This window comes from Serratia sp. MMO-28, assembly GCF_037199905.1.
Lineage (GTDB): Bacteria > Pseudomonadota > Gammaproteobacteria > Enterobacterales > Enterobacteriaceae > Chania > Chania oryzae.
This window is the reverse complement of sequence record NZ_JBBCVB010000034.1, coordinates 21,562-37,204: the sequence shown is the minus strand read 5'-3', so window position 1 is coordinate 37,204 and position 15,643 is coordinate 21,562. Positions and strand designations below refer to the sequence as shown.

Here is a 15,643-nt window from a genome sequence, read left to right as displayed (position 1 = left end):
GCACCAGGCTTTGCGGTGACAATAATAAGACCAGTAAAACGTTTTACCGCAGAAAGAGATTCGGTATACCCTTTATTGCCAGATAACTGTTTTGCAGAGGCTATGACTATCAAAAAGATCACCATCACCGATGTTGCGCAATTGGCCGGGGTATCCGTGACCACGGTATCTTTGGTGCTGAGCGGCAAGGGGCGTATTTCCCCGGCGACCATGGCCCGGGTGAATCAGGCGATCGAGCAGCTTGGCTATGTGCGTAACCGCCAGGCGGCGACGCTGCGCGGGGGCGAATCGGGAGTGATTGGGCTGATCCTGCGCGATATCTGTGAGCCGTTTTATGCCGAAATGACCGCCGGGCTGAGTGAAGTGCTGGAAGCCAATGGCAAAGTGCTGTTCCTGACGCAAAGTGGGCGTGAAGGGAAAGGGCTGATGCGCTGTTTCGACACTCTGTTGGCACAGGGTGTCGACGGGATGGTGCTGGCAGGCGGCGTTCGCTCCGTCAGCGGCCTGAAAGAGAAAGCCGAAGAGCAGGGCGTGCCGTTGGTGTGCGCGGCGCGTTCCAACGGCTTGGAAGGTGTTGACGTGGTGCGGCCAGACAATATGCAGGCGGCGAAGATGGCTACCGAATTTCTGATCAAACGGGGCCACAGCCAGATCGCCTATCTTGGCGGGCAAAGCGACTCGCTGACGCGCGCCGAGCGCTTGGGGGGATTTTGCGCCACGCTGGTGCAGTACGGCCTGCCGTTCCGTTCTGAATGGATCGTCGAGTGCGACTGTCATCAGCGGGCGGCGGCAGAAGCGGCAGAAAATCTGCTGCGCCAGTACCCTAATATCAGTGCGCTGGTGTGCCACAAGGCGTCGGTGGCTTTGGGTGCCTATTTCGGCATTGTGCGCAGCGGCCGCAGCATTGGTTCGGAAGGGATGGACAGTTTCTATGGCCAACAGGTGGCGCTGATCGGTTTTGGCGATGTGCCGGAAGCCGAACTGACCGAGCCGCCGCTCACGTTTATCTCCAGTTCTGCGCGCGAAGTTGGGCGCAGCGCGGCGTCTCGGCTGTTACAGCGCATCACCGATGGTGATTTGTCGCCGCAGAATGTGATCCTGCCGCCCACGCTGATCAAACGCGGATCGGCGTGACGTGCCGTGTACGTTTTTCGCGCATAAAGTCAATTCAATAAAGAACCATAACTTGAGCGGTATATTCTCCACCTGCCGCCCAGCGTTGATTGTAGAGGCCACGCGCGCAGCCCCATACGTCAGTCTTTACTGCTCCAGAGTAGATTGATCGGGTGTGATAGCGGTACGATAAACCAGAGATCGCGCATTATTCAAAGCAGTAATAAGGTTATCAACATCTGCCGTCACAGAGCGGAAACTCGTTATACAGGTGCGAAAAACCTTGTTTTTGGCAAATACCGTTGAAGATAACCAGACTTTGTTGGCTGTCAGTACCTGTTCAAGAATCAGGTCAACATCACCGTTCAACACATCACGGAAGCATATCACTGGCAGCGTAGTGACATTCACCACAACCCAGTCGTTCTGTTCTAATGCCATTTTCAAATAGTCCCCCAGTTCGACCTGATAGTCGATCATCTTGCTGAAGCCTTTTCGTCCGAGGATCGCCAATGGTAAAAACAAGCGTAACCCATTGAAGCGCCGGGACCATTGAACGGAGTTTAGATAGGGATACTTGAAATTTGCGCCGTGGATGAGATTATTGCGCTCAACGGCATTAAGAACTTGAGGAATATACGGTGTACGGCCTGTCGCGATAACTAAATTGTCGCAGGTGATGATTTTCCCCGTGTTGGTGGTGAGTTTGAATCGTGCTGAACCTTCGAATAACGGTAATAGCCTGACCGTCGTTACGGCTGTTGAATATTCTACGGCTCCATCGAAATGCCCTGCGGCCCATTTGATATAATCACGATATTCGTAGCGATAGGGAAATTGCAGGCCAAAATTAAAATGTTCAAACAAGCAAATTTAAGTAAGTAATGTCAGGATTATGTTTGCGAGCAATGTAGACCGTAGCACTAATATTTTTTATCGTATAATCATTTAAACTAAACTTATCATTTAGTTTTTCTGAAGTTAACATGAAGAGGTCATATCTTTTGGGTACGCTTGCGGCTGTGCATAATCATTTTCTACTTCAATGCTCTAAATAAGAGTGTCTGGTAGTTGGTGAATGAGGGGATGGTCAAAAATATAAATTGATAAATCACCACCGAATTTTATGGTTTAGTATTGACGTATTAAATACTGAATATGAGCTACGGCAACGTATTTTGCGCTTCTTCCATAACCCAATCCACAAACGCTTTCACTTCTGGTCGCTGCATTGCATCCTGTTTGGTCACCACATAATAAGCGAAGCGCGCGGGCCAAGGTTTGTTCAGCACTTGAACCAAACGCCCAGCGGCGATTTCTGTCTGCGCATATTCCAATGGTACCAAGGCTAACCCCTGGCCCGCTTCCGCCGCACGAATAAGCAGAAAATCATCTTCAAAAGCTGTCCCTCGTTCAGCTCGTTGATCTTTGGCAACGTCATGCGCTGCAAGCCATAAAGGCCAATCGGCACGGTCAGAATCATGCAGCAGTGGATAGTTCAGGCAGTCCCTTGGTTCCTTAAGCTCAGCGCTCTCAGTGACAAGGCCAGGGCAAGCAACAGGGATTAATACCGGTGCCATCAGGCGCATAATGTTAAGCCCAGGATAAATACCCAAACCATGTCGCAACGCGACATCAACTCGCCCTCGATGCATATCTACCGTGGTTGATGTGGCTTCAATTCTCACTTCGATGTTCGGATAGCGTTGGGTGAAACGGCCCAGGCGGGGCACCAGCCAGGATGCGGCGAATGTGGCTACCATACTGACAGTTAACGTCTGCCGCACTTTGATTTCACCCAGAGTTTGCGCGGCCTTTTCGATTTGCTCGAACGCCAAGAGTAGCGAAGGGTAAACGCTAGCTCCAGCTTCGGCCAGGCGCAGCCCTTGTCGTTCACGTGTAAATAGTGTTACTCCGACCCGATCTTCCAACAGTCGTATTTGCTGGCTGACTGCCCCAGAAGTAACGTTCAGTGCACTTGCTGCCGCTTTGATGCTGCCTAAGCGCCCAACTTCGACAAAAGCTCGCAAAGCCAATAATGGAAGTGATGAGGCCATGATATTTAGTTTTCCTAAAGGCTATATAAAGAAACAATCATTTCCAATAACCAAGCTGGAAGGGGATCATGCATCACTTTTAGATTAATTGCATTAATTTAGGAAATCTATGTTTACTTCAAATGTTCGTATGAACAGTTCGCAGTTGCGGCTTTGTTTAATCTTGCTCTGCACTACTCAATTTGTCGCACTGCTCGATTTCTCTATTACCATGATCCCTTTACCGCAGATCCAGGAAAGCCTGGGCTTCACTCCTGGCGCATTGCAGTGGGTCATTAACGCCTATGGTGTGGTCATTGCAGGATTTCTGCTACTGGGGGGCGTGCTGCCGATATGTTTGGCCGTCGTCGCGTATTCCTGCTCGGTCTAGCGATCTTCACCCTCGGCTCATTACTCGGTGGTTTCTCTCAGAGCCCTGCGATGCTCATCATCACCCGCGCTGTGCAGGGCTTCGGCGCGGCGTTGTTTTCACCGGCCGCCTTCTCCTTGTTACTGGCAGTGTTCCCCGAACAAAAACAGCGTAATCGTGCACTCGGTGCCTGGACGGCCGTTGCTGCTAGCGGATTCGTTGCAGGTCTGATCCTGGGGGGGATCATCACCGATCTACTGGGATGGCGCTGGGTTCTATGGATCAACGTGCCGGTTGGCGTATTCGTCATCGCGTTGACCGGACTTCTGCCTGAGGGACGGCCCGATAGTGAAAGCGCAGTGAAAAGTCTGGACATATGGGGGGCTATTTTAGTTGCCGCAGGGGCAGCAACGCTGGTTTTCGCCTTTGCTAATAGCGAGCATGTTGGCTTAACTTCTCTCACCACATTGGGTTTGATTGTTTTGTCGCTGATGCTGCTGGCTTTGTTCGTTTGGGTGGAGAGCCAGGTTGAATCACCCTTGATGCCTATCCCCATCTTTTGGCGACGCCTGACGGGCGGAGCGAATCTGGTGTCACTGCTGGCGAATACCGCTTTGGGGCCGACCTTTGTCGTTGTGGCACTTTATATGCAAGAGATCCTGGGTTTCACCGCTACGCAGGCAGGGTTGGGATTACTGCCGATGGCTGCCGCTTTTACGCTGTCCAGCGCCTGGGCTGGCCCAGCCCTGATCGCCAAGGTGGATACCAAACCGGTCATCTTGGGGGGGATGGTGTTGTTCATCGCGGGGCTTGCCCTGTTAGGGCTCTCTCTGGCGGCTGATGCCTCATGGGCGGCGTCTATCCTGCCTGGAACCCTGTTAGCGGGCATCGGCTACGGTATCGCTTTCCCGGCGTTGACGGTGGCCGGTATTGAAGGGGTGGATGCCGTCGATCACGGGTTGGCTGGCGGCATGCTCACTACGACGCAGGAAATCGGTTCCGCTGTCGGGTTGGCGATCGGTGTCGCCATCAGTATTGCAGCGCTGGCTGGTGGAGACAGTGCTGCACAGGGTTTTAGCTACGCCATTCTGGTTTCAGCGGGCATGGTAGTGATGGGGTTAGTATGCGCGGCGCTGATCCTGCCGGGTAAAACGACAACGTTGGGGACGGTACAATGATCCAGCTCTATACCGATAGCTCACCCAACGGCTTCAAGGCCACGATTGCCTTGGAAGAGTTAGGCCTGCCCTATACCTTACGGCATGTCCGTATCGAGGAGGGAGATAACCGCAAGCCTGAGTTTCTGCACCTTAATCCCCACGGCCGTATCCCCGTTTTAGTGGATGACGATACCGGGATCACGCTGTTCGAATCTGCTGCAATCCTACTCTACCTGGCTGAAAAAACAGGCCAATTACTCTCTTCGACGCCAAAAGTCCGTTGGGAAACGCTTCAATGGTTGATATTTCATGCGTCGAGCGTCGGGCCATTAATAGGCCAGCGAGTGTATTTTGAGATATTCGCTGCCTCTAAGATCCCTGAAGCCATTGCTCATTATCGTCGGTTGACCGATGAAGCCTTTACCACACTGGACAACCATCTGGCCACACGCGCTTACATGGCCGGCGATGATTACTCCATTGCCGACATCGCACATTTTGGTTGGACTCACATCATGCGGATTATCGATTTTGATTTCAGTACATATCGACACCTGAGTACCTGGCACGAACGAGTAGCGGCGAGGCCTGCGGTACAGAGAGGTATCGCTTTACCTGCCCTCGCAACGGGCGCATGAACTTGGCTTTTCAAGGAGTAAGCAATGAGCCATTCTGCACAATACGCATCTGGAGAGTCGTTTCAGGCTTTCACCACCCATCCAGGTTATCGTCGCATGTTCGCGCCCAGTGCGCTTACGATAGGTATCTTTCTGCCATTGCGGTTCTATGAGGGGGATATGCACGTGCTGGCCGGGCAGGCGGAATGGGTAACAGACATTGATCGCTATGGTTTTGCCGCCGTGTGGGTGCGGGATATTCCGCTGTTTGACCCTACGTTCGGTGATGCTGGGCAACTGTTTGATCCCTTCACCTACCTGGCGTTTCTCGCTGCACGGACGAAGGTCATTGCGCTGGCAACGGGGAGCGCGATTTTTTCCCTACGCCACCCCATCGACTTGGCCAAAGCCGCCACCACTATTGATCAACTGTCGGGGGGGGCGACTGGTGTTAGGGATTGCGTCAGGTGATCGACCTATTGAGTTCCCAGCATATGGTTTAGAACATAGTGAACGTGGTGAACGGTTCTCTCAAAGCGTGGAATATTTCCGCCAACTCATTCGTTCGGGTAGCCAAGCTATTGTGTCTCCCTTAGGCAAGGTTGCGGGAGCTGAGTTACTGCCTAAACCGGTCACGGGTAACCTTCCTCTTATTGTGACCAGTTCATCAGGGCAGTCGTTGAGATGGATCGGTGAGCATGCAGATGGTTGGTTAACTTATCCCGAGGCAACACACACCCGTCAGGGGCCACAACGCTTGGCGGAAAAGATTCGCGCTTGGCGCCAGTTAATCCCGGACGGGGGATTTCGGCCCCATATGACTAATGAGTGGATTGATCTGGTGGAAAACCCTGACTACCCGCGCACACCGTTGCGTGGCGGTTATGTGCTACAGACCGGGCGTAAGGGATTAATTGATTTGCTGGGTGAATGGAAAGACGCGGGTGTTAACCATGCTGCCCTGGGGATCCAATTTTCACAACGGCCTACCCGTGAGGTCATACAGGAGTTGGCTGAAGAGGTGTTGCCGCACTTTCCTTCCCATGAAGGGCCAATACCTCAGGATATTTTATGGTGAGCTTATTGCCAGGTAGCCACTCGCCAAAATCAGTAAACCATTATCAACCTGAAGCTCAAACTGATACACCAGAGGCCAAATACTGTTAGCCCCTGGCGTTAACTTTTACTGCCCTAACGTTGGTTGATCCGGAACTGGTGCGCTCTCTTCCTCTGCCGGGCCACCCATCATGCTGAACAGGCCAACAAAATCCTGCAGCGACATCTTGTTGCCGTTCAGTTCAACCTGATTGTCGGCATACAGGAATTTGCTGCCAATCACCTCATCCTTCAGCGTGGTCAGTTTGAACATCTGGCCCATCGCTGCCAGGCCTTGTATTTGCTGCTGCGCCATCTTTTGTGCTTCTTCGGCGCTATAGCCTTGCAGTTTAGCCGCTTGTGCCGTGGTTTCGGTCGCCATCGCCACCGGGATGGTCAGCGCTGCTTCCAGTTTCTTCACGGAACGGGCGAGCAACTGATCCGGGGTTTCGGTAGTGGCGCCATCCGGCGTTGGATCGGCCAAATTCAGATTCAGGGTAAAGGTGCTTTCGCCTTTGCTGTTTTTCCAGCTTAGCGGTGCGATGCTGATGGTTGGGTTACCTTTCAGCAACAGCGGCAGGTTCTTGATCAACATTTCAGAAGTTTGCTGCTGATAAGCCTGTGGATCCAACGCTTCGGACTGCTGAAGCAGGGCCATGGCTTCTTGGTTGTAGCGGGTGGCGAACTCTTTCAGCCATTTGCCATCCAGATTATCAATTTTCAGCAACAGCTTGCCTGAGCCAAAATCGCTACCCTGAATTTTTACGGCATCCAGCGTGTAATCGAATTGACCATTCAGCTTGGTGTCTTTCTCACCAAATTGACTGGCGAGGTTTAACCCTTCCATTGCCACCACTTCTTTACCATCAACGGCCACTTTCAGCTGTTTCAGCCCCAGCTTCTGGTCACCCAGGCTGAGATCGAACTGGCCTTTGTGGGTGTTGCTTTTGAGCGTCAGGCCCTGCAGGGTGACTTGCTCGATCAGGCCAGACTGGCCTGGGCCGCTGATCACGGTGCTGTCGCTGTTACCCTCCAGCACAATGGTTTTTAGATCGCTGCCAACGTCGGCGTTGATGGTTGCCCCACTGAATTTCAGCGTGGACTTGTCCTTTTGAAACTCTACCGGGATCACGTCGATTGCCGAAGACGTATCGCCACTGTAAGCAATGCGCGAGTCAGCGGTGAACAGGGACTTGCCTTTGGTGATCTCAAACAGCGGTTTGACCGGTGGCGTGTTTTCCAGCTCGGTATGGATAGATGCCAGGCTCGGGATCAGGTTGAATCTTTTCAGTTGGGCAAGCGGGAACGGACCATGGTCGACGGTTTCAAACAAAGCCAACTCTTCACCGGCTTTCAGCAGTGCGCCATTATTCTTGGTGTTACCGTCGGAGCGCAGTACATAGCGCACATGGCTGCTGAAAATCCCGCGCTGATAATTTTCATAGCTCAGTTTCACCCCAGCATTGGGCAGGTAAGCTGTCAACTGGCTGTTGGCATTGTCCACCATTTCGCCCATCCGTTGCTCGATCAACTTGCCTGTGTACCAGGAGGCACCGGTCCATGCCGCGCCAAGAACCACAATGACGCTGACAGCCACTAACGATTTTTTCATAGTTCTCTTCATCCTTTCAAAGCCATCTATTCCAGATGATAGATGGATGGGCAAATTGGACCTGCAAAAAACGCCCGCAGGCGTTTAATTGTGGAGGTAAGTGACTCATGTTAGCAACTTATTTGCTTAATTTTACCGCCGATTAAGACAAGGTATTATAAACGCGGGCGATACGGCCAACGCCGGTAACCTGTACCGGTGACTCAGCGGCCGCGATAAAGCAGGACTCACCCGGCTTTAACACCACCCGTTGATCCTGCTTTTGCAGGATCGCTTCTCCTGCCACACAAAACACGATGGCTGCGCTGTTTTGCGCCAGTGGCTGCGCGGAGGCGGAAAGATCGTGCAAAGAAAAAGCAAAATCCTCGACCGGGATCGGGAAAAACAGCTCATCGCCGCGCTTCTCTGGCTGAGTTAGCAAGCCAGACGCCGGTTGTGGGCGGAATTGCAGGTTGGCCAGCAGTTCGGGGATATCGATGAACTTTGGCGTCAGCCCCGCGCGCAGCACGTTGTCCGAGTTGGCCATCACCTCCAGTGCCACACCGTGCAGGTAGGCATGCGGGGTTTCAGCGTACAGGAACATAGCTTCGCCCGGTGCCAGCTTGACGACATTCAGCAGCAGCGGTGAGAACAGGCCGCTGTCGTCCGGGTAGAAGCGGGCGATAAAACGCAGGGTATCCCAAGGCTCGCCCTGCTGGCTGTTCAGGGCTGCCTTTAGCACGCCCAAGGCTTTGGTTTTCTGCTCACCGTGCATACCCAGCAGGCTGGCAAACAGCGTCGCTAAGTGAGCGGTATCCGGCTGTTGCAGGAAAGTGGCGATGTCGTGATGTGCGCCCGCGAGCGGCTGCAGCAGGGAAACGATGTCGGCAAGCTCACGAAAGCCGTTCATGGCGAGGAATGGCGTCAGAGCAAATACCAATTCGGGTTTATGGTTGGGATCTTTGTAGTTGCGTTCTGCGGCATCGAGCGCAATACCGGCCGCATTCTCTTTGGCAAAACCGGCTTCTGCGGCGCTCTTGCTCGGGTGAACCTGAATAGAAAGCGGCTGATCGGCACACAGCACCTTAAACAGGAATGGCAACTCACCAAAGCGCTCTGCCACCTGAGCACCCAACTGCTCCGGCTGGTTTTCATCAATCACATCGCGCAATGAACGCAGAGCACCCTTGGCGTCGGTGACTTGCGAACTGCTTTTCGGGTGCGCGCCCATCCACAGTTCTGCCATCGGCTTGCCGTCTGGATTGGCGATACCATAGAGCTGGGTTAACGCATCAAGGCTACCCCAGGCGTAATTCTGTATCGCATTGGTCATTTTTTGCATGATTACTACCTGCTTTTTAAAGGAAATTGCGCTAAGTAAACAATGTGCCCCCTGAGCATGCAAGCAAAGATCGCTAAAAATGCCCTCTAGCCGGGCAGTTAATGCGAATAATTATTATCTCGCTATACTGAGGGGACCTGATAAGCACTGTGCTAAGGAGATCGTAATGGCAGGCGTTCGTATTGAAAAAGACTCGATGGGGCCGATCGACGTCCCGGCCGACCAACTCTGGGGAGCGCAAACCCAGCGCTCGCTGGAACACTTCCGCATCTCTTCAGAGAAAATGCCTCCGGCGCTGATCCATGCGTTAGCCATGACCAAGCGCGCCGCAGCCAGCGTCAATATGGATTTAGGGTTGCTGCCGGCCGAGCGGGGTAACGCCATTATCCAGGCGGCCGATGAGGTACTGGCCGATCGGCATGCTAACGAATTCCCGTTGTCTGTCTGGCAAACCGGTTCCGGCACCCAGAGCAACATGAATATCAACGAAGTGCTGGCCAACCGTGCCAGTGAGTTGTTGGGCGGAGAACGCGGCGAAGGGCGCCGGGTTCACCCCAATGACGATGTGAATAAAAGCCAGAGCTCAAACGACGTTTTCCCCACGGCCATGCACGTGGCGGCGGTGATCGCCGTGCGTGAACACCTGCTCCCTGAACTGAAGGTGTTGCACCAGACCTTGAGCAGCAAAGCGGCGGCTTTTCACGATATCGTCAAAATCGGCCGAACCCATTTGCAGGATGCCACTCCGCTGACGCTGGGGCAGGAGATCTCTGGCTGGGCGGCGATGCTGGAACACAATCTCAAGCATATCGAAGACAGCATCCCGCATCTTTGTGAGCTAGCGCTGGGGGGCACGGCGGTGGGGACCGGGCTGAACACCCATCCTGAATATGCAGTACGGGTCGCTAAGGCCTTGGCAGATCTGACCGGGCAGCCCTTTGTTACCGCCCCCAACAAGTTTGAAGCCTTGGCAACCTGTGATGCATTGGTGCATAGCCATGGTGCGTTGAAAGGGCTGGCGGCATCGCTGATGAAGATCGCCAACGATGTGCGCTGGCTGGCATCTGGCCCGCGCTGCGGAATTGGTGAGATCGCCATTCCAGAAAACGAACCAGGCAGCTCGATTATGCCGGGCAAAGTCAACCCGACGCAGTGTGAGGCGATGACCATGCTGTGCGCACAGGTGTTGGGTAATGATGTGGCGGTGAATATCGGTGGTGCCTCCGGCAACTTCGAACTGAACGTGTTCCGCCCGCTGGTGATCCACAATTATCTGCAATCTGTCCGTCTGCTGGCAGACGGCATGAAGGGTTTCAACGAGCACTGCGCGGTGGGGATCGAACCGAATCGTGACCGTATCAGCCAGTTGCTGAATGAGTCGCTAATGCTGGTGACCGCGCTGAACCCTCACATCGGCTACGACAAAGCGGCAGAGATCGCCAAAAATGCCCACAAACAGGGGCTGACGCTGAAAGCCTCCGCGTTAACGCTGGGGTATCTCACCGAGCAGCAGTTTGATCAATGGGTGCGGCCAGAAGAGATGGTGGGGAGTATGAAGAAATAGTCTGCCTCACTATTTCAGGCGTAGTATGGGTTTGGTGTTTTCTTCACAGCCGTGATGTACAAAGTGGAAGGGAGTGTTCCTTGTTGTCCGGCTGATTTTTGTTACCCTTGGCCACATCTTTTAACCCCTACCATGGGAAGCAAACATGTCCCGAACCCAACGCCTGCTTGATTTGATGCAAATCCTGCGCCGCCATCGCTATCCACTGGCGGGCCATGCTCTGGCCGAAGAACTGGGGATCAGCATGCGCACCCTGTATCGCGATATCGCCACCTTGCAGCAGCAGGGGGCGGATATTGCCGGTGAAGCGGGGGTGGGTTACATCTTGCGGCCAGGGTTTACGCTGCCGCCGCTGATGTTCTCACAGCAAGAGACGGAAGCACTGGTGCTGGGTATGCGTTGGGTGGAGCGCCGGGGCGACAGCCAGTTGGCAAAAGCTGCGACCAATGCGCTGGCGAAGATTGCCGCGGTCTTACCCAATGAACTGCGGGAGGAGCTTGATGCCAGCACCTTGCTGATCGGCCCTGTGGATGCCGTCAGGGTCGCGGATGAAACCCGAGTGTTGATCCGTGAAGTGATCCGTCTTGAACGCAAAATTAGCGTGGAATATCAGGATCAGACGGGCAATGTCAGCGAACGCATTTTATGGCCGTTTGCCATAGGCTACTTTGAGCAGGTGCAGGTGCTCGTTGCCTGGTGTGAACTGCGATCTTCATTTCGTCATTTCCGCCTGGATCGTATCCGCACGCTGACGCCATTAGTGCAACGCTATCCGCAAGGCCGCCGGGTATTAATGAAAGCGTGGCGTGAAATCGAGGGGAACGGCTCAGCCTAATAGGCTACTGCCAGAAACTGACAGTCGGGCAGGCTAGTCTATGGGTATCGGGAACACTGAGATTCCCTTTACTACCAGGAGACAAGCATGATAATGCCAAGCATGACTATTATTTATGTGGATAGCCCAGAAAAAAGCGCCGATTTCTATCAGCAACTGTTAGGCGTTGCGCCGGTTGAAAAATCACCCACCTTCGCGATGTTTGTCTTCAGTAACGGCTTTAAGCTGGCGATGTGGTCGAAGCACACCGTGAAGCCCGCCGCGAAGGCAACCGGTGGCGGGGGGGGAAATCAGTTTCGTCTGTGAACAACGGGAACAGGTCGATGCGCTCTATCAGCAGTGGCAGGCCGCTGGATTAACGATAGCGCAACACCCGGTAGCGATGGATTTCGGCTATACCTTTGTGGCTGAAGATTTGGATGGCCACCGCCTGCGTGTTTACCAGTTTTACGGTTAATCCGGCACGTTGGTGTACAAATGCAGGCGCTTGACCAATAAGCGCAACGGTTGGGCATCCGGCTTGTACTTATGCTTCACCGTTGCCGCGTCGTAATTGAGCAACTCGCCAATTTTTGGCACCTTTGCCCCAGCCTCCAACTGGCAGAGGGCTATCAGCGGCAGCGGGCAGGGGTGTTGAACCTGTTTTTGCTGCGGCTGATACCAGGCTCGCGCGATCGGCTGTACCTTCACTGGCCGCTTGATCTTTAACTGCGCATTTTGCGGCAGGCGGCTGACATCATCGATCTCGCGGCTGACCAGTTCCGCCCATTGTTCGCGATCAAACGGCGGCACCGCACGCCCGGCTTTCAGGCTTTTTTCCAACTGGGTAAGAATATCGTCGCGCTTGACGTTCTTGATGATGTGCTTGTTGGCCCAGCCGAAGCGCACGGAGTCAGGATTGGTCAGCAAAGTCAGCGAACGATAGGCGCTAAGGGTGATCAAACCATGCAAGCGGGTATGCACAAAATCGAAACGTTGTTCCGGAGCCAAGCCGGACTCGACGGTGATGATCTGTTCCAATTCGGCTTTCAGGCTGTTGATTAGCGTAATTTGCTGCTGCAGAGCCAGATACTCGGCATTGTCCACCGCCAGGCAGAGCACACCGGGCAAGCGCACGGCCGCCTTACTGCTGACGTGCGGCTGGTTATGGTGGATAAACAATCGTTGGTAGTGTTCCAGTGCCAGATCGCGGGCCGCCTGGCCAACATGTTGCTCTACGCTGATTTGTTCCACAGCGGCATGCTCTTTGCCTTTCTCGATCTCCGGCAGGGTAAATACCCGCGCGGCGAGGAGGCGTAGCGGCAGGATCTGCTGGTGGAGTGCCGCTAGCGCCTGTTCCAACTCGGCAAAGCACGCATTCATTCTGCCAATAAGGCTGTATTTATCCATTTTTTCCCCCTTTTTAGTTACAACATACATTAGGGGTAAACACAAAGAAAGGGGCAACTTCAGCCCCTTAGCACTATTAACCACCGAGCTGTTCAGGCCAAACAGGAAAAGTAGGGGAAATCTCCTTAAATACGTGCGGCTTCTGGCAGTTTCTTCAGATAGCGCGCGACCAACAGGGCCAAAAGCAACATCGCGCTGATAAATGTCACCACGCCGCCCCAGCCGAAACGGTGCCAGAACACGCCACCCAGGGTTCCGGCAACGCTGGAGCCGACGTAATAACAGAACAGATACAGCGACGAAGCCTGGCCCTTGGCGCGGCGCGCGCGGCGACCGATCCAACTGCTGGCAACCGAGTGCGCGGCAAAGAACCCTGCGGTAAACAGCATCATACCGATAAAGATCGCCGCGAGCGGAGCCAGAGTGGTGATCAGGATCCCAACCAGCATAATCAGGATTGAAACCAGCAGCACAGGCCCGCGCCCGAAGCGGGTCGTCAGGGATCCCGCTTTGGGCGAGCTGTACGAACCGGTGAGATAAACCACAGACAGCAACCCAACGGCGGCCTGGCTGAGATGGTAGGGATCGGCCAACAGGCGATAGCCAATGTAGTTAAACAGGGTGATAAAACTGCCCATCAGCAGGAAACCTTCGGCAAACAGAAGCGGCAACCCTTTATCGTGCCAGTGCAGCCTAAAGTTGATCAGCAAGGTATGCGGGCGCAGCGAACTGGCCCGAAAATGTGTTGATGCCGGTAAAATGCGCCAGAACATAAAGGCGGCCGCCAGCGCGAACAGCCCAATAACCGCCAAGGCAATGCGCCACGAGAAGAAATCGGTCAGCACCCCGGTAACCAAACGCCCGCTCATGCCGCCAATGGAGTTGCCGCTGATATACAGCCCCATCGAAAAGGCGACAAAGCTGGGGTGAATCTCCTCACTCAGATAGGTCATGCCAACCGCTGCAACGCCGCTCAGTGAAAGCCCAATCAGGGCGCGCATGAGCAGAATGCTGTGCCAACTGGTCATAAAAGCACAAATCAGCGTACAGATCGCCGCCAGCAGTAAGGCCACGACCATCACCGGCTTGCGGCCAACGGCATCGGACAGTGGGCCGGTGAACATCAGGCCGATAGCCAATAATCCGGTAGAGAAGGAGAGCGAAAGGCTGCTTTCGGCGGGAGAGATGCCAAAATCTTGCGAAAGCACCGGCAGAATGGGTTGTACACAATACAGCAGAGCAAAAGTGGCTAAGCCAGCGGAAAACAATGCCAAGGTGACGCGCGTAAATTGCGAGGTACCACGTTCGATAAAGGGCAGTTTGTTCAGCGTTGAGAGCCTGGTTTTGGCTACGGCACTGGCGTCAGCATGTGGAGTCAGCGTTAGCGGTGTGGTGGCCGCAGAACGCACTGGGGTTGTCACAGCATTTCCCTACCGGGTTCGGAAGAATAAAAACACGTCTTGAGTCACAAAATGATAGGGAGAGGGCAGTTTTTTGTCTAATATATTAATCATTACAATTGAGACTTTTAATATATGAATATTGAGCTCAGACACCTGCGTTATTTTGTCGCCGTCGCAGAAGAGCTGCACTTTGGCCGTGCAGCGGAACGCTTACGGATTTCTCAGCCACCGCTGAGCCAGCAGATCCAGGCGCTGGAAGAGATGGTCGGTGCACGTTTGCTGGCGCGCAATAACCGCAACGTCGGGCTGACTCAGGCCGGGGAGATGTTTCTCAAAGAGGCTTATCAGGTACTCGATCAGGTTAACCGTGCGGCAGAGAAGGCCGCTCGCCTTGAGCGCGGTGAGATCGGCGAGTTAACCATCGGTTTTACCTCTTCCGCGCCCTTTATCAGCGTGGTATCACGCAGCCTGCGGGCATTTCGTCAGTTGTCGCCGAACGTGCATATCAAAATGCGCGAGGTTAATACCAAACAGCAACTCGAACCCTTGCTGAACGGTGAACTGGATCTGGGCGTTATGCGCAACACTCGCTTACCGGATGCGCTCCAGCATCAACTGCTGTTGTGCGAACCCTTGTTGGCGGTGGTGCCGAACGGTCATCCACTTACCCAGATGGCCCCTGGTACGCTGCGTTTCGCCGATTTGGCGCAAGAACCGTTCGTGTTCTTTTCCCGTGAGGTGGGCACGGCGCTGTACGATGAAATTCTGGCGCTGTTGGCCAATGCTGGCGTCTCCCCCTACATTACTCAGGAAGTGGGTGAGGCAATGACGATCATTGGCCTGGTGGCCGCCGGGTTAGGGATTTCTATCCTGCCAATGTCATTTGGCCGGGTGAAAATTGACGGCGTCACCTATCTCCCGTTGGCTGAACCGGATGCGATGACGGAAGTCTGGCTGGTCCATCACCGTAACCGCCCGCTGACCGTTGCTGCCCAAACCCTGATGGCGTTAATGCTGAACCTGCACAAATAAAGCGCGCTTTGCGGCTAAATATCGGTGAATTTGTGCTGTTAATCACATAACGAATCAAATAGTTGACGCTGTATTCCAAAAGCCCCACCATAGCCT

The 15,643-nt window shown here is 54.0% G+C and carries 15 protein-coding genes and 2 pseudogenes; 11 read left to right on the top strand and 6 right to left on the bottom strand.

Features of this window, described 5'->3' with window-relative positions; translation table 11 throughout:
* Positions 1–102 precede the first annotated feature (102 nt).
* Positions 103–1,134, top strand: coding sequence for a Mal regulon transcriptional regulator MalI (locus tag WG891_RS23050; protein ID WP_337264641.1), 1,032 nt, complete (start codon positions 103–105; stop codon positions 1,132–1,134).
* 126 nt (positions 1,135–1,260) lie between these two features.
* On the opposite strand, the gene WG891_RS23045 is transcribed toward WG891_RS23050, so the two are convergent.
* Both WG891_RS23045 and WG891_RS23040 read right to left on the bottom strand, forming a co-directional pair.
* On the bottom strand, positions 1,261–1,980 hold the full coding sequence (locus WG891_RS23045) for a SidA/IucD/PvdA family monooxygenase (RefSeq protein WP_337264640.1): 720 nt from the start codon (positions 1,978–1,980) through the stop codon (positions 1,261–1,263).
* 296 nt (positions 1,981–2,276) lie between these two features.
* Positions 2,277–3,170: a LysR substrate-binding domain-containing protein gene (locus WG891_RS23040; RefSeq protein WP_337264639.1), complete on the bottom strand. Its 894-nt coding sequence runs from the start codon at positions 3,168–3,170 to the stop codon at positions 2,277–2,279.
* 109 nt (positions 3,171–3,279) lie between these two features.
* Between WG891_RS23040 and WG891_RS23035 the strand changes: the two genes are divergently transcribed.
* The 6 genes and pseudogenes from WG891_RS23035 to WG891_RS23015 all read left to right on the top strand — a co-directional run bounded on the left by WG891_RS23035 (position 3,280) and on the right by WG891_RS23015 (position 6,374).
* Positions 3,280–3,540 (top strand): hypothetical protein, encoded by a 261-nt coding sequence (locus WG891_RS23035; RefSeq protein WP_337264638.1) that lies wholly within the window; start codon positions 3,280–3,282, stop codon positions 3,538–3,540.
* The gene (locus tag WG891_RS23030; RefSeq protein ID WP_337264637.1) at positions 3,504–4,697 is read left to right on the top strand and encodes an MFS transporter; all 1,194 of its coding nucleotides are present in this window, start codon (positions 3,504–3,506) and stop codon (positions 4,695–4,697) included. Before WG891_RS23035 ends, WG891_RS23030 begins: the two co-directional genes overlap by 37 nt.
* Entirely contained in the window at positions 4,694–5,317 is a 624-nt protein-coding gene (locus WG891_RS23025; protein ID WP_337264636.1) for a glutathione S-transferase family protein, read from the top strand. The genes WG891_RS23030 and WG891_RS23025 overlap by 4 nt, the downstream gene beginning before the upstream one ends.
* A 24-nt stretch (positions 5,318–5,341) precedes the next feature.
* Positions 5,342–5,767: an LLM class flavin-dependent oxidoreductase gene (locus WG891_RS23020; protein ID WP_337264635.1), complete on the top strand. Its 426-nt coding sequence runs from the start codon at positions 5,342–5,344 to the stop codon at positions 5,765–5,767.
* Positions 5,745–5,981 (top strand): annotated as a pseudogene (locus tag WG891_RS27130) (LLM class flavin-dependent oxidoreductase); the annotation flags it as partial. The gene WG891_RS23020 and the pseudogene WG891_RS27130, both read left to right, overlap by 23 nt.
* A 132-nt stretch (positions 5,982–6,113) precedes the next feature.
* Positions 6,114–6,374, top strand: coding sequence for a hypothetical protein (locus WG891_RS23015; RefSeq protein WP_337264634.1), 261 nt, complete (start codon positions 6,114–6,116; stop codon positions 6,372–6,374).
* A 105-nt stretch (positions 6,375–6,479) separates the two neighbouring features.
* On the opposite strand, the gene WG891_RS23010 is transcribed toward WG891_RS23015, so the two are convergent.
* Positions 6,480–8,003: a YdgA family protein gene (locus WG891_RS23010; RefSeq protein WP_337264633.1), complete on the bottom strand. Its 1,524-nt coding sequence runs from the start codon at positions 8,001–8,003 to the stop codon at positions 6,480–6,482.
* A gap of 142 nt (positions 8,004–8,145) precedes the next feature.
* Positions 8,146–9,324: a mannose-6-phosphate isomerase gene (gene manA, locus WG891_RS23005; RefSeq protein WP_076940093.1), complete on the bottom strand. Its 1,179-nt coding sequence runs from the start codon at positions 9,322–9,324 to the stop codon at positions 8,146–8,148.
* 166 nt (positions 9,325–9,490) lie between these two features.
* Here manA and fumC point away from each other — a divergent pair, with 166 nt between their 5' ends.
* From fumC to WG891_RS22990, 3 genes and pseudogenes are all read left to right on the top strand, one after another.
* Positions 9,491–10,888: a class II fumarate hydratase gene (gene fumC, locus WG891_RS23000; RefSeq protein ID WP_337264632.1), complete on the top strand. Its 1,398-nt coding sequence runs from the start codon at positions 9,491–9,493 to the stop codon at positions 10,886–10,888.
* 145 nt (positions 10,889–11,033) lie between these two features.
* Positions 11,034–11,723 carry a helix-turn-helix transcriptional regulator gene (locus WG891_RS22995; protein ID WP_337264631.1) on the top strand — a complete coding sequence of 230 codons (690 nt, stop codon included), beginning with the start codon at positions 11,034–11,036 and terminating at the stop codon, positions 11,721–11,723.
* Positions 11,724–11,810: 87 nt separating this feature from the next.
* Positions 11,811–12,180, top strand: a pseudogene (locus WG891_RS22990) (VOC family protein).
* On the opposite strand, the gene tus reads toward WG891_RS22990, so the two are convergent.
* Positions 12,177–13,112: a DNA replication terminus site-binding protein gene (gene tus, locus WG891_RS22985; RefSeq protein ID WP_337264630.1), complete on the bottom strand. Its 936-nt coding sequence runs from the start codon at positions 13,110–13,112 to the stop codon at positions 12,177–12,179. The pseudogene WG891_RS22990 and the gene tus overlap by 4 nt on opposite strands.
* A gap of 125 nt (positions 13,113–13,237) precedes the next feature.
* Positions 13,238–14,521 carry an MFS transporter gene (locus tag WG891_RS22980; RefSeq protein WP_443006242.1) on the bottom strand — a complete coding sequence of 428 codons (1,284 nt, stop codon included), beginning with the start codon at positions 14,519–14,521 and terminating at the stop codon, positions 13,238–13,240.
* A 126-nt stretch (positions 14,522–14,647) separates the two neighbouring features.
* Here WG891_RS22980 and WG891_RS22975 point away from each other — a divergent pair, with 126 nt between their 5' ends.
* A complete protein-coding gene (locus WG891_RS22975; RefSeq protein WP_076940085.1) occupies positions 14,648–15,547 on the top strand; it encodes a LysR family transcriptional regulator in 900 nt (299 codons plus the stop codon).
* Positions 15,548–15,643: the final 96 nt, after the last annotated feature.

Excerpts from the sequence above, each read along its gene's own strand:
- WG891_RS23050 (WP_337264641.1), top strand. The coding sequence starts at position 103 with ATGACTATCAAAAAGATCACCATCACCGATGTTGCGCAATTGGCCGGG.
- WG891_RS23040 (WP_337264639.1), bottom strand. The coding sequence starts at position 3,170 with ATGGCCTCATCACTTCCATTATTGGCTTTGCGAGCTTTTGTCGAAGTT.
- WG891_RS23035 (WP_337264638.1), top strand. The coding sequence starts at position 3,280 with ATGTTTACTTCAAATGTTCGTATGAACAGTTCGCAGTTGCGGCTTTGT.
- WG891_RS23030 (WP_337264637.1), top strand. The coding sequence starts at position 3,504 with ATGTTTGGCCGTCGTCGCGTATTCCTGCTCGGTCTAGCGATCTTCACC.
- WG891_RS23025 (WP_337264636.1), top strand. The coding sequence starts at position 4,694 with ATGATCCAGCTCTATACCGATAGCTCACCCAACGGCTTCAAGGCCACG.
- WG891_RS23020 (WP_337264635.1), top strand. The coding sequence starts at position 5,342 with ATGAGCCATTCTGCACAATACGCATCTGGAGAGTCGTTTCAGGCTTTC.
- WG891_RS23015 (WP_337264634.1), top strand. The coding sequence starts at position 6,114 with ATGACTAATGAGTGGATTGATCTGGTGGAAAACCCTGACTACCCGCGC.
- WG891_RS23010 (WP_337264633.1), bottom strand. The coding sequence starts at position 8,003 with ATGAAAAAATCGTTAGTGGCTGTCAGCGTCATTGTGGTTCTTGGCGCG.
- manA (WP_076940093.1), bottom strand. The coding sequence starts at position 9,324 with ATGCAAAAAATGACCAATGCGATACAGAATTACGCCTGGGGTAGCCTT.
- fumC (WP_337264632.1), top strand. The coding sequence starts at position 9,491 with ATGGCAGGCGTTCGTATTGAAAAAGACTCGATGGGGCCGATCGACGTC.
- WG891_RS22995 (WP_337264631.1), top strand. The coding sequence starts at position 11,034 with ATGTCCCGAACCCAACGCCTGCTTGATTTGATGCAAATCCTGCGCCGC.
- tus (WP_337264630.1), bottom strand. The coding sequence starts at position 13,112 with ATGGATAAATACAGCCTTATTGGCAGAATGAATGCGTGCTTTGCCGAG.
- WG891_RS22975 (WP_076940085.1), top strand. The coding sequence starts at position 14,648 with ATGAATATTGAGCTCAGACACCTGCGTTATTTTGTCGCCGTCGCAGAA.